Annotated in this window: 13 protein-coding genes; 10 read left to right on the top strand and 3 right to left on the bottom strand. The window is 44.6% G+C overall.

Going from position 1 to position 22,833, the window contains the following annotated elements; genetic code table 11:
* Positions 1-32: 32 nt before the first annotated feature.
* A complete protein-coding gene (locus GWR21_RS02960; protein ID WP_162330293.1) occupies positions 33-2,264 on the bottom strand; it encodes an ATP-binding protein in 2,232 nt (743 codons plus the stop codon).
* Between the two features lie 243 nt (positions 2,265-2,507).
* On the opposite strand from GWR21_RS02960, the gene GWR21_RS02965 reads away from it, so the two are divergent.
* On the top strand, positions 2,508-3,353 hold the full coding sequence (locus GWR21_RS02965) for a LamG domain-containing protein (RefSeq protein WP_162330294.1): 846 nt from the start codon (positions 2,508-2,510) through the stop codon (positions 3,351-3,353).
* Positions 3,354-3,390: 37 nt separating this feature from the next.
* On the opposite strand, the gene GWR21_RS02970 is transcribed toward GWR21_RS02965, so the two are convergent.
* Both GWR21_RS02970 and GWR21_RS02975 read right to left on the bottom strand, forming a co-directional pair.
* A complete protein-coding gene (locus tag GWR21_RS02970) occupies positions 3,391-3,630 on the bottom strand; it encodes a phosphodiester glycosidase family protein (RefSeq protein WP_162330295.1) in 240 nt (79 codons plus the stop codon).
* Complete coding sequence (locus GWR21_RS02975) at positions 3,611-4,171, bottom strand: putative glycolipid-binding domain-containing protein (protein ID WP_162330296.1); 561 nt, start codon at positions 4,169-4,171, stop codon at positions 3,611-3,613. The genes GWR21_RS02970 and GWR21_RS02975 overlap by 20 nt, the downstream gene beginning before the upstream one ends.
* Positions 4,172-4,249: 78 nt before the next feature.
* Here GWR21_RS02975 and GWR21_RS02980 point away from each other — a divergent pair, with 78 nt between their 5' ends.
* The 9 genes from GWR21_RS02980 to GWR21_RS03020 all read left to right on the top strand — a co-directional run bounded on the left by GWR21_RS02980 (position 4,250) and on the right by GWR21_RS03020 (position 22,793).
* Entirely contained in the window at positions 4,250-4,756 is a 507-nt protein-coding gene (locus tag GWR21_RS02980) for a hypothetical protein (protein ID WP_162330297.1), read from the top strand.
* Between the two features lie 373 nt (positions 4,757-5,129).
* A complete protein-coding gene (locus GWR21_RS02985) occupies positions 5,130-7,493 on the top strand; it encodes an AAA family ATPase (protein ID WP_162330298.1) in 2,364 nt (787 codons plus the stop codon).
* A 5-nt stretch (positions 7,494-7,498) separates the two neighbouring features.
* Positions 7,499-8,599 (top strand): hypothetical protein, encoded by a 1,101-nt coding sequence (locus GWR21_RS02990; protein WP_162330299.1) that lies wholly within the window; start codon positions 7,499-7,501, stop codon positions 8,597-8,599.
* A gap of 39 nt (positions 8,600-8,638) precedes the next feature.
* The gene (locus GWR21_RS02995; RefSeq protein WP_162330300.1) at positions 8,639-14,320 is read left to right on the top strand and encodes a PA14 domain-containing protein; all 5,682 of its coding nucleotides are present in this window, start codon (positions 8,639-8,641) and stop codon (positions 14,318-14,320) included.
* A gap of 24 nt (positions 14,321-14,344) precedes the next feature.
* Positions 14,345-14,818, top strand: a complete 474-nt coding sequence (locus GWR21_RS03000) for a hypothetical protein (RefSeq protein WP_162330301.1) — start codon at positions 14,345-14,347, stop codon at positions 14,816-14,818.
* A gap of 44 nt (positions 14,819-14,862) precedes the next feature.
* A complete protein-coding gene (locus GWR21_RS03005) occupies positions 14,863-18,348 on the top strand; it encodes a hypothetical protein (protein WP_162330302.1) in 3,486 nt (1,161 codons plus the stop codon).
* Positions 18,349-18,362: 14 nt separating this feature from the next.
* A complete protein-coding gene (locus GWR21_RS03010) occupies positions 18,363-19,121 on the top strand; it encodes a hypothetical protein (protein ID WP_162330303.1) in 759 nt (252 codons plus the stop codon).
* Positions 19,122-19,154: 33 nt separating this feature from the next.
* Positions 19,155-21,287 carry a tail fiber domain-containing protein gene (locus GWR21_RS03015; RefSeq protein WP_162330304.1) on the top strand — a complete coding sequence of 711 codons (2,133 nt, stop codon included), beginning with the start codon at positions 19,155-19,157 and terminating at the stop codon, positions 21,285-21,287.
* A 75-nt stretch (positions 21,288-21,362) separates the two neighbouring features.
* Positions 21,363-22,793, top strand: coding sequence for a pyocin knob domain-containing S74 family peptidase (locus tag GWR21_RS03020; RefSeq protein ID WP_162330305.1), 1,431 nt, complete (start codon positions 21,363-21,365; stop codon positions 22,791-22,793).
* Positions 22,794-22,833: the final 40 nt, after the last annotated feature.

The following is a 22,833-nucleotide window of genomic DNA, read 5'->3' on the forward strand; positions in this document are numbered from 1 at the left end:
TTATGGGCGCAAAGGTAAGTTTTTTCGGCTGATCAGGTAGGGAAGGAGACACTGAACATTGCTCCGAGGCCTTCCTCGCCTTCAGCCGTGATCGTACCATTGTGGTTATCCATGATCTTTTTACAGATGGCCAGTCCTATCCCAATGTTGGATTGCGGACCATTTTTATTCAGGCTCTGGAAGATCTTGAAGATAATATCCGCGTATTTATTCTGGAACCCGATGCCGTTGTCTTTGAACGTAATGATATGATACTGCGGAGATCTGTGATAGCGAATAGCCAGCTTCAGCGGGGTATCGTCCTTTGAGAATTTCAGGGAATTGGAGATCAGGTTAGAGAAAAGTTGTTCTGCCTGAAAAGGTAATACATCCAGGGAAGGCAGTGCATCTGAGGTGATGACCGCTTCTTTTGCATTGATCTCTTTCCTGTACTTACCGATCACCTGCGTTAATGTATTATTCAGGTTGATCTTTTCAAACTCCTCGTTGGTCTTGCTCATGGTAGCGAAGGACAGCATACTGTCCAGCAGCAGCTGTATTTTGGAGGCTGCCAGTTGTATTTTCACCAGTGAGTCTTTGTAGATATCCAGGGAGACTTCCGAATAGAAGGTCCTGGAAGCAAAGAGCTGTATCTTACGCAGGGGTTCTTTCAGGTCATGTGCGCTGATCCAGTTGAAATTTTCCAGTTCCGCGTTAGCTGCTTCCAGTTTAGCTGCCAGCTCCTTGTACCTTTTTTCTTCCCGGCGGATATCCGCCAGATGTGCCTGTTTTTGGAGACTATTCGCCAGGCGTGCTGCTACGGTCAGCTCCGGTGTGACCCATTCCTCGCTATAACATTTTACGACCTCTTTCCATAATTCAAAAGACTTACGTGGAGAGAGACGGGCGCCTGCGGCGTCCATGACGATCGCCTTACTGGGGTTTCCTGCCCAGTTGATCGACTTTTCCATTTCTGGTCTGAGCCAGATCACACAGTTCTTATTTTCTGAGTCCAGTGTGTGATAGATCAGGCCGGCAACAGTGTCGCTCATATCCGTAGCAGGGGCATAGACCTCCACGAGATGATCGGTGGAATAATGCCCGCTGGTAGAGTATTGTTTCAGCCATTGCAGTAGCGGGAAGAGCTGCTCATCCGGCGGTACATTCCCGTTCCTGTATACTACCTCATTCAGTACGATCACAAAGCCGGAGGCTCGGATCGCTTCTCTCAGCAGCGGATTCTCAAAATGCTGTTCTATGAAATTGTCACCAGACATCAGCTCCAGCACCGGCTGGATGTTATGTTCGATCAGCTGCGCGTAGTTATACTCATCAGCCGCCTGCCTTACCCTGATCTGGGACGTAAAGAAATATCCCTGCAGAAGGGCAGATAAGCGCGTGTAATGAGGAATATTCTTAGGAGAATAATGATGGCAGGAGATCAGTCCCCATAGCTTATTATCCTGTATTAACGAAATAGTGAGTGTGGCCCTGACACCCATATTCTTCAGGTATTCGATGTGTATGGGAGATACACTCCTGAGAATAGAGAGGCTGAGATCCAGGTGTTTTTCCTGTTGCTCGTCTGCAATAGTATACAGTGGCACTGGCTGATAATCCACATCTACGATCATACGTAGCATATTGGTCAGGTAGAGCGCTCTGGCCTGCGCAGGTATATCGGTATGTGGATAGTTATGTCCGAGTAGCGGGAGGAGGTCGTCACGTTTGGCTTCTGCAATCACTTCTCCGTTATAGTTCTTGTCAAAACGGTAGATCATCACACGGTCGTAACCGGTAATGGATCTGGTTTCTGAAGCGATGGACTGACATAGCTGCTTCAGGTCCTGTGCGTCGTTCAGATACGAAACAAACTGTTGGGTTTGTTTGTACAGGTTGGGCATGTCCAGTGTGCCATCAGGGAAGGGTTCAAATTCCAGGATGATGGTATTGTTACTGATATGCGGTTTGGTATTGTACTTTACATCATTGATGGTGAAGACAAAAGGTTGACGCTGGTCGAAGGAAGCAGCTGCCAGAAATGCACGCAGCATGTCTTCCTGTTCGGCGCTGCAGAGCAATTGTAGCGGCTTGCCCAGTAACTGAAGATGTGTGAATCCGGTGAAGGCCGGTACGTTTTCGCTGCAATATTTGATAAGCAGTGAATCGTGTGCCAGACCCAGTAAAAATCCGTGCTCCTGAATACATCCCGGGATGTGAATCGGTTCACTTTCACAGTTCAATAAGTTGATGTTATCCTTATTGACGATACTTCTGATATTCATTTACACATTGAAATTATTCAGGAAAATGTTTACTTTTCAATCCGCAGCGGAAGCTACTTTATGAATGACAGATTGACCGAAAGTTCACCAGCTTCGTACGAAAATAAACAGGTAATGGCAAAATGGTCAATTCAGGACCTAAAAGTAAAGAATTATCTGTCTCATTGTTAACTTATTCTTACCGGCCACAGGCGTTCTACCGATATAACCCATATGCTTTTATTTATTATAAAATTACACACTATGAAAACACTGACCGGACTGGTGCTGGCCTTATTTTCTCCCTTGCTTTTTGCCTGCCAGAAACAGCTCATCGCCGAACAGGCGCCAGTACTATCTTTAGATGACAGGCAGCAGGCGGCTGTTGCTGCGGCGACCTGGGAAACCGTTATAGACAATGCTACTTTCGCCAGTTATACGGCGTTCGAAGCGGCATGGAACTACCTGTATCCATGGGGATCTGACCACAACGGGACAGCCCGTATGTATGGTAGTCCTACAGATCATAATCATATCTACCTCAACAATGGGGTACTGACTATCAAAGCTACCAGCATCAACTGGAATGAAGGTAACAGCAGTTCGGACCCCTATCTGCCGATCCGGTATCACTCCGGTGCAGTAAATACCAAACAACATGTGGTCGTTAACGATCAGTTCCCTAACTGGGAAGTGAAATGTGACTTCCAGGTACCCATTGTTACCGGTTCCTGGCCTGCCTTCTGGCTGACAGGCGTGAACAGCTGGCCGCCGGAAAGCGACATCATGGAGTTCAAAGGGAATGCCACAAACTGGCAGAATACATTCAGAACACCTTCAGATGTGTCAAGTACGCTAACGACGGTATCGTCACCAGGCAGCTGGCATACGTATCGTGCGTGGATCACGAAGGTGAGTGCCACACATGTGGACATCCACTACTACATTGATGGTGTATGGAAAGCGGTTCACAATGCTGATTTTGTGGGCAAACCCCTCTATGTGATCATCAATATGCAGATGGAGGGCTCCAGTGGTAGTCCCGGCCCGACAGCGGATACCTATCTGAATGCCAGAAATATCTATATAGGAAGAACGAGGGCGTATTAGGAGAATAGCCTGTGGCACTTAAATATGGTGAGTATCATTAACGCTTACCGGTAACCGAAATAATAACACCAAAGTCGCCGCCTGTATCTTCGGGTCGATGTTGCGGCAGGTACATTTTTGAAATGGCACCATCAAGGTAGAGTGCATCGCTACATCCGAAGAGATCTTTGAATATACTCGCGAAGTCGAAGAAGGTAGTATTTGCTTCTTTTGAGATGATGAATACAACATTGCCATTAGACAATATACCGACGCCGCTATGATATGTGCGTCGCAATTCTCTCCCATATTTCCGGATAGTTGATCACTAATCCTGCTTCATCCACTTCCAGTTCAGCAGTGAATCCGGAGGTCAGGCTTTCATATCTGTAGGTGGTTGCTGATAGCCGTGAATATCGTTGCCTGGCGGGTTTAATATCCATACCCGGTAGGTCAAAATATACAACGGCGATGTCAGCTGAAGCACCTATAGCTAATGACAGCCTGTTGATCGGCAGCGTGTTGGTGAAAGGCGTTAATGAAATATCAATGTCCGTACAATCGTCGAAGATGGCATGCACAGTACCCTGCTTATCCTGCCAGCGATCGTTTGCCCGTGTGAGCTGTAAGGTATTCTCCCCATGTTCAAGGATACTGATGATAACTGTTTGTACTTCCCATTGAGCGTTCGTACTAATTTTGTATTGCACATGTATCGGCAGATCCTTAACCAGACCAGTAATATTCCCCTGTATATCATGTGTGGTATCTGACTGGATATGAAGATATTCCAGCGTGTTATAATAAATGCCTTTCCAGAGGATACGCTGTGTACGCATGTGTTTTTGTTTTCTTTAAGTTACATCAAATAGCAAAGTGTGGCTGATATATTTTGAAAATATGTAAATTTGCCGCCCATGAAAAAAATAATTGTTCCTATAGTACTGGTTTTTTTATCATTAGCCTGTTCAGATACGAAAGAAATTAAAGCTACCACATCAGACACGCCGATAGATACTACATTATACATTAGCATGGGAGACCCGGATACTGCACTTGTAATGTCCATGTTCACGGAATGTACACACTATAATTACTGGACGCAGCGCGAGCAATATATGAGATGGGATACCGAGCGTGCGACTATCCATCCTTTATTCAAAGCTATGTTTGGCAGCCACGATGCCTATCAGGAAAGATTGAAGCTGATAGAAAGTAATCAGATGCGGTTTATCGACGACGTGCATAACGAAATGACAACGAGTGCCCGTCAGTATGGAGGCGTAAGTGGCACCCCCGAGTTTACCTACCTGGTATCGAAAAAAGATACGGCGTTTAAGGCTTTGATTGAGGAAATGCTGGAGGATGAGAATGTGAGTGAGGAGGAGAAGGAGATATTAAAAGATGTGCTGGGGAGTATGTGAGATGAGGGGGATAGACTTCATTAAGTAGGATTACCCAGATTGGCCATGTTTTCAAAAAAAAACATGCGTCAAAGTTTGAATGTTTTAAAAAAATGCTATGTTTGTGCCCGAATTGCGTAGCATTTATTGAGTTATGTTGATACCAGACATTAAAGAAGAAGATTGATTAGTCCGGGGATCAAAATGCAAGTAAATAAGTTTGTCTATACCTATTGTCAATGCGTTGTTCAGATACTTATAATGATTGTTTGCGCTCTTGATTAATAATACACTGATGGAAAAGATTGTTTGAACCCTTACTTTTTGTCAAGTGTTTATTGACCTGGAATTCGTTTGATTATACTATACCGTGAAATATTTTTTATTCCTGATCATGATTACTTTGGCCGCTGCCAATGTATATAGTCAGTCTGTGCTAACTACGCCCATGACGGACTATTACACGAAGTGGAAAGTAAAATTGCCCGAAAAGCAGCAATATCCTGCATTCGGTGACAGTCTGCTGTCGTTTTCTAACGCAGCCAGCAGATCAAGGAAGTATGTTATTGCCCCTTTTGTTCCAATCACTTACGATACTTTCATTGGCGTTTATGAGCATAATAAGAGAAATCCTAAGCAGGTAGTCGTCGTGCATAAACAACGTAATCCGCTGCTGACTGTACATGGTAATGTGATGTACGATCTCTTCTACCAGTCAAGTGTAGACACACCTGTCACGCAGAAGGATGTATACCAGCATACCGTGCAGACGAGTCTTGAGCTGACTTACAAGGACAATTATCCTATCAGGCTGAACTTTTCTACCCGTATGGGTAATTCTTCTCTCTTCAGGAATCTTACCGATTTTAATCTCCAGTATACCAACCGGGATTTTAAGAATGCGATGATGAAGAAGGCGAGGGGCTGGGATGCGGGGAAATATGCGCAACTCGAGGAGTTACAGCAGCTGCGGGCACAGGTGGAAGCGAAGCAGCTGGAAATTAATAAACTGAAGAAGTGGAAGAGTGATCCAGCCTTGTTACAGCATATCATTGAAGCCCGTGAGCGAGCGTATTATGCGAAGATACGGGATTCCCTGGAGGCGTTGAACAAGCCTGATTTAAGGATCCCTGACCTGGATATCAGTAAGCGCAAGCGGTCTGACGGTAAATTGTCTGACCTGGAAGAGAAGAGTAAGAAAGTGAATGAATCGGCGGACTCCGTACTGCAACGGTTCAATGACAAGTATGCGGCAGTGGACAAGAAGATAGACTCACTACAGCAGGAACTGGCAAAGTTGCAGGGTGTATACAAGCAACAGGAGAATATTTACAATATCAGAAAGAATGCATTGACCGATGTGTTAGCCCGTAGTAAAAATAACAAGGAACTCGCGGACAACCTCAAAGCAATGAACCTCCCTGATTCTATATTACCTAAAGGATATAAACATCTGCTTGCTATCCGGACAGTGGGAGTAGGGCGCCTGTTAGTGGACTATTCAGAGCTGACGGCGAAGAATATCAGCATATTCGGGGCCCAGGCAGAGTATAATCCTGATTACTATGTGGCTTTTGCGACAGGCAGAGTTGATTACCGTTTCAGGGACTTCATCTTCAATGACAACAGGACGAAACAGCACCTCAATCTGGTACGTGTTGGTAAGGGTATGCGGGATGGTAATAATATCATACTGACTTATTACACCGGTAGAAAGCAGGTGTATAATTTTAATACTGTTTCTAATAATGGAACGCCGAGTCCGACGAACCTGAGTCAGCATATTATGGGATTATCCCTGGAGGGAAGATGGCAGTTGGACGAAAATAACTATATCAAGGGAGAGATCGCTAAATCATCTCTGCCGACTTACGCAAGACCAGTAGGAGAGCATGAGGATGCCGGCAATGGTATTTTCAAACTGGGCGATCATTCTAATGAGGCATATGCTATCTCTGCCAACTCTGTGTTGCCTAAAACAGGCACCAGGTTTAGTGGTGTGTTTAAGATGATGGGGGCTAATTTCCAGTCGTTCAGTCTGTATACTACCGGTTCTTCTCAAACAGGTTGGGCGCTGAAGGTGGACCAGCCTTTCTTTCAGCAACAGCTGACATTAAGTGCAGGTATCAGAAAGAACGATTTTACGACCAGTTACCAGCAAACGAATTATTCCAGTAACACCGTATTTAAGAGCTTCCAGGCCACGTTCCGCAGGAAGAAATGGCCGACACTGACACTGGGGTATTTCCCAAGTTCACAGCTGACGAAGATGAGTGATACGAGCTATGCCGAGAACCTGTACTACAATCTGTCAGGAACTGCGAGTCATTTCTACTATTACAGGGGAATCATGATGAGCACGATGCTGACTTATACACAGTTTTATAATAAACAGACGGATAGTAGCTTCTTATATTTCAACAGTAAGAATATGGTATTAAGCCAGACGGTATTTTATGGCAGGTTCATATTTACAGCGGGTGGTGCAATAGCTGTGAATCCTGAGTATAATTTATATACCGGGGAAGGTGGTGTGCAATACAAGATGCTTAGCTGGTTTGAATTAGGTGGAGGTATGAAATACAATTATCAGACCTCCTTCAATCTTACCCAGATCGGTTTTTCCGGTAACGCGAAGATCACAATCCCTAAGCTGGGGGAGATCGCAGTCATGGCAGAAAAGGCATTTATACCAGGAATGCAGAAGCGCCTGGTATCCAGTAATAACGGAAGAGTAACTTATATAAAGACATTTTGATTAAAATGAAAAGTTGGACCCACATTTTTGTTTTTTTAGGTGTGCTCTTAGGAGTGCAGGCCAGTGCACAGGTAACGATGACGGCGCAGGTACCTCCCGAAGGTGTGCTGATGAAGGCACAGCTCTGGAACATTGCGATGGTATCTGTTTCTGATGCACCGGTAACAGTCAGGATCATGATGCGCCTTACCGATGTAAGGACGAATCAGCCGGTACTGACAGGTATTTCAAGAGAGCTGACACTGAACAAAGGCGCTAAGCAGTTACAGGCCGGAGATGTTTCTCCGATACAGTACGAGTACCTGTCTGACGTGGCTGACAGAAGTCCGAACGGGCTGCTGCCTGTAGGTAACTACCAGGCTTGTTACAGCGTCTATATCAACGGTACCTATAAAGGTGATCTGATCTCGGAAGATTGTAGTCCTTTTGCGGTAGCACCTGTTGGTCCGCCGTTACTGAATACACCAGCAGACAAGAGCGTACTGGAATCGTTCAATCCGCAGTTCACCTGGTTACCACCATCTCCTGCGACGTTATTCAGCAATCTGAATTATGAGTTGCTGCTGACAGAAGTGAGAAGCGGACAGTCATCCGTAGAAGCGATCCAGCAGAACTTACCTGTATACCGTTTACCTTCCACTAAAAGCCCTTTTGCCAACTATCCGTCATCCGCATTATCGCTGGATACCGGGAAAGTATATGCCTGGACGGTGATTGCGCGTAATGGGAATGCATTTGCTGCACAGACGGATGTGTGGACATTCTCGCTGAAGTCTACACTGGTGAAGAAAGAGTTAGCACAGGATTCACATATTCAGCTGAGAAAAGAGCTGGACGGTGCCGTAGCTGCTGTAACAGGCAATGTACACTTTACCTATATCAATGCGGTTAACGACAGTACCGTTCAATATGAACTGCTGGGTCTTGAAGCGGGTAATAAAGTCATTACCTACGGTGAGATCGAAGTAGTACCCGGCGATAACATGATCTCCTTCCCAATAAGAAGAAAATATAGTCTGCAGGATGGCAAGACCTACCTGCTGCGTGTACAAAATTCACGGAGAGAATATTTCCAGATGAAGTTTGTCTACACGAAAGAGAATTAACCGGCGAATCAGTCCCTATACCTATAAAATAGATCGAAGATGATATTGGCTCTTGCTGCTAAGAGGAAGAAGACATTTGCGTGTACCATGCTGGCACTGATGTATTTTGAGATGATCATTCCTCCTGCTACATCACAGGCAGCTGTAATAAATCCTGCGTATAGAAAGGAGAATAATTATCCTGCAACTACCGGTGTGGCTAATACTGCACCAGTAGCGAAACCGATGCCTGTGGCCACTCCTATAGTGGCGAAGGATGCGGAGAAAAATACATTTGCACCGGAGAAAGCGGAAGGCGGTCCCGGGCAGCCTGAGATGGCGGAGTTTCACTCTGTGAACAGTGACAATATGGTCGATCTGTTTTCGGGAGATTTGTCCTACTCGATCCCCTTGATGGATGTGGGGGGATATCCAATTGCAATAGGGTATAACAGTGGTATTACGATGGACCAGGAGGCGAGCTGGGTAGGTTTAGGATGGAGCTTGAACCCAGGGGTTATTAATCGTAACCTGCGAGGCGTACCGGATGAGTTTAACGGTGCAGATACTTTAACCAAGACGCAGAGTATCAGGGAAAGCAAGACGATAGGTGGAAACCTCGGTATTGATCTGGAGTTGGCAGGTCGTACGCAGAACATAGGCGGAAAGGATGTTGGAACAGACGCAGTGAGAGTATCCTTATCTGCATCTCTTGGGATTGTTCATAATACTTATAAAGGTATAGGTATTGAAATGGGTACGGCCGTGGGTTTACGTGTAGCGAAAGGTCAGGCATCAGGTTTATCAGGCGGTCTCGGTTTTACAAACAGCAGCCAGAATGGGTTGACGATTTCTCCCAGCGTTGGCTATTCTATCCAGGCGGCGGAGTATGGAGATAAAGGAAACCTGATGGTACCACTCAGTGTAGGTACTGCGCTGAATACGAGGGAAGGTATGAAATCAGTGCAGTTCTCGGCAGGCACCTCGCTTTACAGAACGAACGAGAAGAATACAAAGGCCAATGGAGAGGGTAATGGGATGACAACAACCGGTCGCTTATCGGGTGCTATTTCGTTTGCTTCTCCTTCATTCAACCCTGCTATGTCAGTACCGTACACCAGTACAATGTTGACGATTTCGGCTAAGGTGGGTGCCCAGATGAAGATTGTACATCCGAGCTTGTCGTTGGGTGGATATATTGCTAAACAAGGCATTGAGCCGGAAGACCAGGTGATGCGTTTGCCAGCGTATGGGTACCTTAATTATCAGCATGCAGAGGGAAATCCATTAGCTGTGCTTGATTACAATAGAGAAAAGGATGCTAGCTACAGAGATAGAGATCCACAGTCAACAAATATTGCTATACCTATTTACACCTATGACGTTTTCTCCATATTGGGAGAGGGCGTAAGTGGCAGCTTCCGTGGCTACAGAAGTGATGTAGGTTATGTATATGATCACAAGCTCAAAACAAAGGATAAGTCTTTAAGTATAGGCGCTGACGTCGGATTCGGAGATATTGTGAAAATAGGTGTGGACGTAAACTATACCCGTTCATTTACTGAAACCTTGCCATGGACAGATTCAAGGTCTAATCCACTGGCTTCATCACTTGCTTTTACCAAAGGTGGAGGGCTTGTTGAGCCGTCTTATTTCCGTAATCCGGGTGAGAAGACCGTGAATACCAAAGCATTTTATGACCTGATCGGCGGCGAAGATATTGTTGTGCCAAAGTTATTCCAGGCAGGAGCGGATATCAGAACGCTGAATACACTGACCACGTATAAAGATGGTCGCTTCGGCAAAGATGTAGCGTTGAAAGCACGGGAGAATGTGAAGGAGAACAGAGATAAAAGAACACAGGTGATTACTTACATGACGGCTAAAGAGGCTAGTGTCGCCGGTCAGTCTCCTTACCTTGAAAATTATCAGCTAAATAAATTCATGCTACAGAATGATTGCGCCGTTAATACAGGAAACAAGGGCATCATTGATGAAGAGGAGCATGGACTCCTGGGGGAATATTTTGAAGGAAGAGAGTTGGATGGTAAGAAATTTATGACCAGGATCGATACCGGGCTTCACTTTAAGGATGTGTATGATTTTAAGTTTCCATATGGTGTAGGTAGTAATAAGGCTGATGCACCTCCTAACACGGTAAGGTGGACGGGACGTATCAAGGCGCCAGTCACTGGTGTATATCAAATCATTACAGATACAGATGATGGTGTAAGGGTTTTCATGAACGGTGAAAGTCTGATAAATGGATGGTGGACAGGTTATGGCATTCGTAAAACAACGGTGAACCTCGAAGCAGGACAGATGTATGATTTACGTGTGGAATTATTTAACTGGATTGGCGATACCAGGATCCATTTCACAATGTTCTCCGGAGAGACCTATATTACCGCGAAGGATTTCTACACACCTGCTATCGTACATGATACTTTCACAGCGGTGCCAGATTTTCTGACCAATGAGAGAAGGATTACCAGCATGAGAAAGGCAAATCATATTTCTCAGGTGGAAGTGTTGAGCCCTGATGGCAAACGTAATATTTACGGTCTTCCTGTTTATAATATCAAACAGAAAGAAACAACATTTGCTGTAAAGCATGAAAATGGAAACCCGGAAGATGGTAGCGTAGCTTATAATCACGGGGTTGATAATACTGTAGGAAATAAGAATGGCACTGACTGGTATTTCTCTTCAGAGGAAACGCCGGCTTATCCGACTGCTTTTCTGTTAACGGGTATCATGTCTCCTGACTATGTGGATCTCACCGGAAACGGTATTTCTGATGATGATCCAGGTAATGCGGTCAAGTTCAACTATACTAAGACAGCTGGTAAGGATAATCCGTTTAAATGGCGTACACCTTATTCTAAGGGGGCTAATTATAATGAAGGTATGAAATCTGACAATCGTGATGATAAGGGTAGTTATGTGTACGGAGAGAAAGAGTTATGGTACCTGAACTCGATTGAGTCAAAAAATATGGTGGCAACTTTTGTATTGGCCGACAGATATGACCAGCAACCAATAGATGAAAATGGCAATAAAGGTGGTATTAATCCATCAAAACGTCTGGAAGAAATTAATCTGTATACCAAGGCAGATTTTTTAAAATACAATACCGCTGCGCGACCAATCAAGACAGTGCATTTTGAATATAATTACCAACTTTGTAAAGGTTACAGCAACGCGGATAGTACAGGTAAATTAACGCTGACGCGTATCTGGTTTACATACAATGGAAACAAGAAGGGAAAGAAGAATGCCTACGTATTCAATTATAATGCCGTGAATCCGGACTATGATCATAAGTCAGCTGACCGTTGGGGAAACTACAAAAACCCGGCAGATAATTTTGGATATAGTGAGAATAATAAGATCACTAACGGAGAGAATCCCTATGCAGTTCAGGATAGTGCTTTAGCGGCCACTAATATTGCTGCCTGGACGTTGGACGAAATCACATTGCCATCTGGTGGTCGTATGAAGATCACTTATGAAAGTGATGATTATGGTTTTGTTCAACACACAAGAGCTGCGAGAATGTTTAACATTGCCGGTTTCTCTCGTGAAAAACCGGTTATTACGGAAAAGCCATTCACCAGTAACCTGACACCTACTTTGTATGAGTCGGCAGGTGACAATGCCTATGTAGCGATTAATGTACCTGAGTCAGTGTCGTCCAAGGAAGAGGTATATACTAAATATCTGACAGGTCTTGATGACATGATGTCTTTCCGGTTGAATGTAAAAATGCCGACAGATAAATGGGGTAGCGGGTACGAGTTTATTAATGTATACGCAGTGCTTGAACCTGGAGAGTATGGATATACGAATGGGGGCAGAACAATCTGGTTTAAAGTGAAGACCGTCAACGACAAAGGCAAACTGGGAGGAGACCTGACGCCGATGGCCAGAATGGCGGCGCAATTCCTTCGTTTGCATGCACCATCCAAAGCCTACCCGGGCTCTGATGTTGGCGATAATCCTAACGTAGTGGATGCGCTGCAGATGTTTATGGCGCAGGCAGATAATATACTGAATGCATTGAGATCTTTCGACGCCACTGTGCGTAGCAAAAAATGGATGAAGTATGTGGATCTGAACCGCTCCTTTGTACGTCTGAATGTGCCTGACTACAAGAAATATGGAAATGGCCACCGTGTGAAGAGAATTGTTATCTATGATAACTGGAATAAGATGACTGGACGTAAAGAGTCCATGTATGGTACTGAATACGAATACACCAGGACGATGAAAATCGACGGTGTGGAAAGAAAGATCAGTAGCGGGGTGGCTACATATGAGCCAATGGTGGGAGCGGAAGAGAACCCGTTACGTAAACCTATCGCATATGGTGACAGATCTGCACTATGGGCACCGGTGGATATCAGCTATATGGAGTCACCTGTAGCAGAGTCTTTCTACCCGGGTGCATCGGTTGGTTACAGTGCGGTGATATCAAGATCTATTAACAATGATCCGAAGATAAAATCACGTACCGGCTTTAAAGAGAATCTGTTCTATACGGCTTATGATTTCCCGACTTTCTCTGATCAGTCAATATTTGATGCAACAACCAAAAAGGTGTACAAGCCGACGTTAAATAACCTGTTTAAGATAAATGCCCGCCATTATCTGACTTTAAGCCAGGGCTTCAAGGTGGAGTTAAATGACATGCATGGTAAACCGAAAGCGGAGAATATTTACGGCGATGCGGATAAAACGCCTAATTCTTACACACGCTATTTCTATAGGGTCGCCAACGACCTGAGTGCAGAGAAACGACTGAGCAACACCGTACTGACGATGGATGCCAAGGGTAATATCAGCACAGATCTTACCATTGGTGAAGATGTGGAGTTAATGATGGATATGCGTCAGAGCCGGATGGAAACCAGCAGTATGGCAGTTGAGGCGAACCTCGATATCTTCTTCCTGAATCCGCCTATTCCGTTTGGTTTGCCAATGGTCATACCGATACCACAGAGTGAGAAAAACCAGTTCCGTTCAGTGGCGGCAATGAAGGTGATTAACAGGCATGGTATTATGGACAGTGTGGAAGTAATGGATAAGGGAAGTAAGGTAGTAACCAGGAACCTGCTGTATGATGGAGAAACAGGAGATGTGATATTGACATCCACTCAGAATGAGTTTGGTGATCCGGTGTTTAATTTCAGTTATCCGGCAGGTTGGATGTACGAGGGTATGTCCGGTGCATATAAGAATGTGAATGCATCACTGGATCATGTCTATTTGCAGAATGGAAAGATTATTGGCGGTTTAACACCTGGAGGTATTTCTGACGGAACCATCAATAGTCTGTTTTTCTCTGGTGATGAGATATTGGCCTATGGAAGAAACAAGGTCAATGACGATGAATGTAATCCGGTGCCAGCGACCTTCCCGAATGCAGGCATGTTATGGGTAGTGAATGCGAATGAGTTGAGTGATGGTGTACAAAGTCTTTATTTCATAGATGAAAATGGAAAGCCTTATACAGGAAATGATGTGACACTTAAAGTGATCAGGTCTGGTAGAAGGAATATGAATGCAGGTGCGGGTTCAGTAACGATGATGAAATCACCATTGGATCTGGCAGGAAACGGGAAATATATCCTGAACATCAATAAGGATAAGAAGATCATCAGTGCCAGTATGATTGAATACAAGCAGAACTGGCAGGTACAGGACCGTAAAAAGCAGAAGATCCTTTGTGCTTATTAATCACAACACTGTAAAAGAAAAGATATGCTGAATAGAATATTATGGGTAGTACTGTTTGCAACACTGGGCTTCGTGTATAACGCGGACGCCCAGCAGCAGGCAGATGCTGCGAGGTTACAGGGTAACTGGGTATTAACTGGAGTACAGTCAGCACTATATTCTCAGAGCGATGACAGGTTGATGGAAAAAAACACGATTGACCTTTCATCCGTCGTGCGTTGGAGAACACCAGTACCGATGAACGCCAGGTTTAAACAAGACTCCTGTTTCCTGACAGGTCGTATGCCTTCTTTTCAGAAGTATACAACCGCAGAGAAGGGATTGCTGATAATCAGTCAGAAAATGAAGCCAGGCTTTCCTGCGATGAGTACATCGTATCACTTTGAGATTTCTCCATCAGGTGCATTGACGATTATCATGCCAGCTGCATATTATCAGGATGCGGCGTCGAAGTCGGCAGTAAAGATGGTATACCACTGCCAGTATAAGCGAAAGTGATTATTGAAGGGGCTTAATTTGAATAATACTTTATCTGGGATTCAATGATATTTAAGAACAGGCATAAATGGGGGGTGATCATCTGCGGGATGGTGTTGCATCTCTTATTGCTGAGCAGCAAAACGCTGCATGCACAGTGTAATCAATGGGATGTAACAGCAGCTGTAGAGACATCCACATGTGCGGCGAATGGTAAAATAACCGCCTCTCTGACCGGGAGTAATGCGCCTTCACTGACGAATGTATTGTATAGTCTGCGGCCACTTACACCAGGTGGACGTTTCGTTGACCAGAGTACGTCTCCTGTCTTCGAAAACCTGCAGGGTGGGAACTATCGCGTAATTGTTCAGGCGTTATGTAACAGTGTGTCTGTGTGGGATAGTGTACAGGTTACTGTTACAACTAGCTATGTGCCGATGAACGTGACTGCCTCACAGGTGATAGCAGCTTTAGCAGGTTGTAACAGTGGTCGGGCGGATGTCGTGATTGCGAGCGGAAGTGCACCATACACAGTGACATTGGCAACAGTGCCTGCCGGTTACTCCGGCCGCAGAACATTCACAACTGATGTAAATGTTCTCAGAATAGATAGTCTCAAAGCGGGAAATTATACGATATCTGTTACAGATGCCTGTAATGCAACTTCCCCTGCACAAACGCTGACGATTGGGAATGTCGCAAATGCTGGTGGCGTTTATGCTGCGTTGGTTCCTGTACAGGACAATAATTGCAGTCTGGTGACCTTCGGCAATTTTGGAGTTTATAATGGGGAGCTCCAGCAAATATTATATGCACAAAATAGTCCGGTAGAGGTTTCGTTTACTATTGGTGGAGTGACATCAGGTTATAAGCCTGTAACTGTCGTAAACACCGTATTCGATACAATCACATTGCCAGGCGGGAAAAAGATCAGTGACTATATTGGTTCGTATATTAAAGTGAATTTCAGAACTGCCTGCGGGAATATATTTTCTGATTCAACGGCTACTGCTGCACCAATACTGATAATGCAAACGCAGTATAACTGTAATACAAACTACAATCTGCAATACTATATCGGAGCCAGTAATATGGCTTGTTATCCGCTGTATATTGCTTTAAAGAACAAAGAGACAAACCATTACCGCTATGATACGGTAAAGACCTATAATGACGGTCTTGGCACGCGCAGCATTAAGGGACTTGCGTTCGGTGACTACACTATTTCGGTGGTTGATGCTAATGGTAAGGTAGCAACATCCAACTGGGGCGACGAGTTTAGCGTAACTGCTCCGGGAAGTGAATCTCCTTATGCATTGTCGATGGAATTAGGATATGGTGCTTCAGGGTATCAGGGACATGCTTTTTTCTCCGTATACAAATCATCCTTGTTTACACCAGGAACGAAGATCGAACTGGTAAGTCCGGCAGATCAACGTTTTAGCTTCATCGTTAACGATGAAACAAGTGGGACTGCGGTGTACAAGAATAACGAACTGGCATTTTTTGGTGTTGGAAGCTATTTATTCAGAATCACTGACAATTGCGGCAGTTATGATATGCCGGTTACGATCAGACAGCAGGATGTATATAAATATATCTGGAAGGATACAACGATACAGACCTGCGATGGACTTGGTTTGACTGTTACTGGAGAGGCTTATTATCAAAATCAGACGTTACCATTATATTATTCGATTTTGTCCCCTAATCAGTATTATCGTATAGTTCCTGCAGGGCAGCAAATAATATTACCGCTTCCGGGAACTTACCAGATAGGTGTATCTGGTTCAACTTCTGTACAAGAGTTTCCGGGCATTAATACATTCACTGTAGAGTACAAAAATAACGCGTTAGGTATTGACACTAAACGGTCTATTGGCTGGGTATGTCCAAGCCGGCCGAAAGATCTCGGTACAATATGGGCATATGGTGTAAACGGGGTACGTTCTTCGTATGGTAGCGGATATACATTTCAACTTGCGGAAGAGGGTAACGGAGCAACAGGTCCTTACCTGGCTACTAACAACACCGGTATTTTTACTGCTACTTCAAATGGACCATTTAAGCTGACAGCAAATAAAACATACGAGGTCAGGATTTCAGATTCATGCGGTGCATCTGCTATACAGCCGATTAAGATTATTGACTATGCGACAGCACAGGTGATATCAACTGAGAGGGCTGAATACTGTATCGGAGAGACTGTATCGATAAATGTACTGAACCTGCCAACTGATGCGAACCGTTTCTTCTGGAAATATCCTAATGGAGTTGAGAAAGAGGGGCAGGCACAGCTGATTCTTAAGAATTTCCAGGTAAAAGATACGGGTACATACAAGATAACGATTACCAGTGATATGTGTGATGATCCGATAGTAGGTTCTGTGCACGTCGGCGTCGCGCCTTATCTGGAAATCTGTTACAGCGCAGTAACAGATACAAGTGTGAATCCGTATAAGTATAGCTTGCTGGGTAACTGGCGTCCGGTACGTTCTTACGTTTATTATACTGCCCGGGCTGAGTCTGATCCTAATCAGCCGACCAATATCAGAACAGACGGTGCATATGCAGAGTATGAGTCTTTCTGGACACTGAAGAATGGTAAATGGTCTGCTAACAAAGCGGAGAACTGGGTATGGAATTCGGAGAGCACCATTTTTAATGCGAAAGGATTTGAGCTGGAGAATAAAGATCCACTGGGTCGATTCAATGCAGGATTGTATGGTTATGCGGATGCGATTCCGACAGCAGTAGTACAGAACAGCCGTTACCAGGAGGCAGCATATGAAGGATTTGAAGACTATTACTTTGGCAATGGCGCATGTGAAGGTCCATGCCCAACCGGCCGCCGTTTTGACTTCTCTATTTACAAGGGTAGAATTGATTCTACACAGAAACATACGGGCCGTTATAGCATCAGGGTAGCCCCAGGTGATACCGTGGGGGTGGTCAGTACTGTAATGGCTACTCCGGTCGAGCAGGGATTGCCTACTTTCAACGAAACAACCGTTCAATGTGGCAGTGTAACTTCTACTGTATTGAAGAGTATTCGTGCAAATTCAGATGTGATCATGCCCTCCTTTGCGCCACTTTCGGGCAAACAGATCCTCTTCACTGCCTGGGTAAAAGAAATACAGGATTGTAGTTGCACGTCTTATACAAGTAATGAAATCGGACTGGCAGTGCAAAGTAATAGTGGCAGCACCGTATTGAAGATCAAGCCGACGGGTGCGATCATTGACGGCTGGCAGCGCTATGAGCAGGTTGTTGACCTGCCGGCAGGTAGTACAGGGTTCTCTGTGGTGCTGATGGCTACAGGATCAACCACTGTTTTTTATGACGATATCAGGGTACACCCTTACAATGCTAACATGAAGTCTTTTGTGTATGATGCAAGAAATCTGAGGATGATGGCAGAACTGGATGAGAATAACTATGCTACATTCTTCGAGTATGATGATGATGCAACGCTTACCCGCGTGAAGAAAGAAACAGAGCGTGGTGTTAAGACAATCAAAGAAACAAGAAGTGCTTTAATAAAAGAGTAAATCCTGTACCTATTATGAAAATGTTGAGAATTGGACTGGTATTCATAGGTTTTTTACTGGGTCAGTCAGCCGCCGCGCAGGATCAGTCAGATACCACCCGGATGTATGCGGAGATAAGAAAAATGCAGTCTGCCTACAAGGACAAGCCTTTGTCATTCGATATCAGGTATACTTATACCAGTGAACAGCATCCGGAGACGGTGCTTGATTCATTGAACGGGCATATGGATATTTCCGGACGTAACTATCATTACAGCCTCTCTTCAACAGAGATGACGGCCAACGAACAGTATATAGTAACGCTCTTCAAGGAGGAAGGCGTAATGTACCTGGCGAAAGCACCTGAGGTCAACCCGGTAGACCCTATTGAACAGATGAGAGCTGCGATACAGCGGGTAGGGATTGGTAGTTGCTCGGTAACAGAAACAGCCACTGTAAGAACTATGCGTGTTGGGTTCAAGCCAGGGATGCCTTATAAGGAGTTCCGCATGGACTTTGATAAGAAAACCAACGTGCTGACGGAAATGCAGTATGTGTTGAAGACAGAGATGTTGATGGAGTCAATGGGAGGCGCGGAAGATAATGCATCTGTCATTAAACAGTATGGTGAGTATGCCGTTGTACGCTGTTATTTCACAGACTACAAGATATTAACGCAACCAACCGGCATTTTCGATAATAGCAAATTCTTTTATAAAGAAGGCAGCGAGTTCAAGGCAAAAGCACCTTATGACGCCTATCAGGTGTTTGTAGGTACTCCCAACCTGCAGTAATAACAGATTAGTCAGATTATTTTGGATAAAATTATGAACAGAAGAATGAAGCAGCTGTTGCTGTTGTTGAGCATTCCTTTTGCTACAAGCCAGGTAATGGCACAGAAAAATGTATATCAGATCAGGGCTGACAGTGTTCGCATTTACAGTGGTTGCGATACAGCAGAACTGATTATAGAGAACAGAACGAAAGATACACTGGGTTTCCTCTTCAATAAAGGAAAGGGACGCACAGAGTTTCGTAAACTGCAGTTGCAGACGGTAGGTAACAATGCCATTGCGATTACCGGACAGGATACTTTGCAGTTAGGGGCGATTATAAAGACAACGGTGGATACTTTGTATACTTCGGGTACGAACCTGTATTACAGAAAGACAGATGGTACAGTCGTAACGGTGCCGCTGAACCTGGATGGAAGGTATGACCTGTTATCAACGAATATGGTATACGTCCCAAATAACAGTAGCGTTCCGTTTGCCTCTTGGCCATCAAATAAAGTAGTAGGTTACTTCGCTTATACAGGAAGTGATATGCCTGCGCTTTCTGATCAGGCATTTAAGAACGTCGGTCAGAAAAACTATTATGATGGACTGATGTTCAAATATGGGAAAACCGGCTTTGACATGGCGGTTAACTGGGATAGCGAAACGCAGGGACCTAACGGTGCTTTCCTGAGAATCAAGGATGATACGGATTCAAGTGAGGGCTGGAGTGCCTGGAGGGAACTGCTGTTTAAAGACTATGCAGATAAGAAATATGCGCCACGTGCAGCGACTGGTTGGACGACTACAAGTGGTCCAGGATGGTATAGAATAGCTATTAACGGTAATGCCACAACAGGAGCGACAAATGGTAACCGTGCCTATGGACATTTCATTATCACAGATGGTACGGCATCCTTTCATCAGACAGTTGAGTTTATTGTAACAGTGCTTTACAACAGGGCACCAACTATTCAGGTGATCAGTAACGGTGTTTTTGGTACACAACCTTTTGCCGCTATAAGAGTTGTGAAAGGTGGCACATATGAAGGTACTGCGATAGATATTCTGACATATAGGCCGGAAACGCTGAGTGTAAAAGCGTCCATGACTGATAATGAGCAAACAGGTGGATGGGGAATGGTCAACTGGCAAAAGATAACGTCAGCGACGGACTATAATGAAGGAGTACCAACTGGTATGACGCAGATGAGCTACGTATTGAATCCGGATGTGATAGAAGGAACGGCTGATCAGAATGGGCAATATTGGATGTTTAGCAGAAATACAGGTATGACCACTAATAATGGATACCGTACGAGAGGACCATTGAGTCTGGTGGGTGACTATAAGGTAAATTCTACTAATAAGAAGGTGATATGGACAGTAGGGGATGACAATATCGGTACAGATAACTATTATGGTATCGGTTATGACTTCGGTAACCAGGTCACGCCTAATAATTCCGATCATCAGATTGTATTTGCCAAGAACGGTTTGATCACGCATCGCTTTAATCTGGGCGGTGGCGTATTACTTAATGGTAATGTCAAAACGAATGGAGCTATGACTGCTTTGGGCTTTCTTACTACTGGCTCAGTTGGTATGATGGGAGATTTTTCGATTACTGGTTTAGCGAGAAAAATCATCTGGACCAAGGGTGACAAGTTTGTTTCCGATACAAATTACTATGGAATTGGCTATGACATAGGTAACCAGGTTATACCTTCAATAAGTGATGAACAGATCGTAATTGCGTCAAATGGGGTTGTTGCACATCGTTTCAATATGAAAGGTGGTGTTCTGCTCGGCGGTGATGTAAGAACGACTGGGAATATAACTGCGGCTGGAAACATGACTTCTACAGGTTTCTATCAGTCTTCATTACGTTCCCTGAAAAAGGACATCACGCTTTTCAATGGAGATGCATTGAAACTGATCAAAGATCTAAAGATAGTGGAGTTCTCCTATAAAGAGGATAAGGAAAGTAATCGGCACGTGGGTATTATCGCTGATGATAGTGACTGGCATTTCTCGACCCAGAAACATGACAAGTTTGACAGTAATTCTGCTATTTCTATCACAATGAAGGCCGTGCAGGAGCTGACAGAGAAATTGGAGGCGCTGAATAAGAGACTGGACGAGCTGGAGTCAGCGGTTAACAAAGCCAGCGGTAATAAATAATATTAAAAAACGTCGGCCGTTGTAAGAATGTGGCAGCGGTAACAATCAGAATAGTCTAAGCATATGAACGGAAATATGAAACGGTTAGTACTGCTGTTAAGCATTCCTTTTGCGGCGAGCCAGGTAATGGCGCAGAAAAACACCTACCAGATTCGTGCGGATAGTGTACGTATTTACAGTGGTTGTGATACCGCGGAACTGATCCTGGAAAACAGGACGAAGGATACGCTTGGTTATTTGTATAATAAAGGCAAAGGCGTAACAGAGTTTCGTAAACTGCCGTTGGAGACATTACGAACTGTAATGGCAAGGGATAGTAGTACGCCTTATACTATCAATTTCAATCGGTCTTCCAGTAACCCTTCTAATGGATTGAGATGGCAGTATTTTACTGACAGATGGTCAATATTTGCTGAGGCTACACAAGATGATCCCCCTGGCAATCTCATTTTTCTCGCTGAAGATAACATTAATGAAGGGTGGATATTTCGTCATGACGGGAGTTCCACAGGCGGTCAGAAGACAGATATCCTGTCTATCGGAAGAGACCGTTTGAAGTATAAGGGATCTGATCTGTTTCATACTGCTAACCTGAATCCTGTAAGAGGTGGCACGTTTGAGCCTGCAAATACAGATTGGAATACGTTGGTGAATTATAGCTTTATTGGTTCTGTAAATGGTACTGTGAATGGGCCTGTCAATGACGGACTCTGGTGGAGTGTTATTTCAACAAGGCATAGAAATGGGGCTAGTGACGGTACACTATATGGCATGCAGATAGCCAATGGAATGACATCCAGTGTCAATCAGAACAGAATATTTTTCAGAAGTCAGGGAAACGGGACCTGGACTGCATGGAAGGAATTCTGGCATACAGCGAATCTGCGTCTGAATATTGATAGTGATAGCTCCCTGGCGATTGAATCATGGTTGCGTGTGCCGAACCGTAAAGGAATAAAAACCACTGATGGGGCATTGTTTTATCAACCGTTCACGTCAAGCTGGGCCATCAGATCAACAGCTGGTGCAAATGTCGTATGGCTGGAATTGCAAACTGCGGATGGTATAGGACGTGGAAGTGTATATGCGGCCAGCGATAACCAGATTGGATTTACAGGACCATCAGGTACCGGTTGGAGATTGAGAACCGACGCGAGTGGTAATACGGTGATTGCAGGGCAGGTGACAGCTACGGCGTTTGTACAGTCGTCCATGAGGAGTCTGAAGAAAGATATAGCGCCGTTTACAGCAAATGCAACGGATATTCTGAAAGATGCGCAGGTGCGTACGTTCGTTTATAAGGCTGATAGCGCTAATATTAAGCACATTGGGTTTATTGCCGATGAGTTACCGGATGAAATGGCAGCTGCGGAGCGTAAAGGCGTTGATCAGGCGAATACAGTGGCATTGTTGGTGAAGGCTTTGCAGGAGATGAACGCGAAGGTAGATGCGTTGGAGAAAGAGGTGAAGATGCTGAAAGAAGAGAGATCAACCCAGAAGAAATAAGGCTGTTTGTTTGTTGCTAACGGACAAATAGTAAAAAGAT

The organism is Chitinophaga agri, assembly GCF_010093065.1.
GTDB lineage: Bacteria > Bacteroidota > Bacteroidia > Chitinophagales > Chitinophagaceae > Chitinophaga > Chitinophaga agri.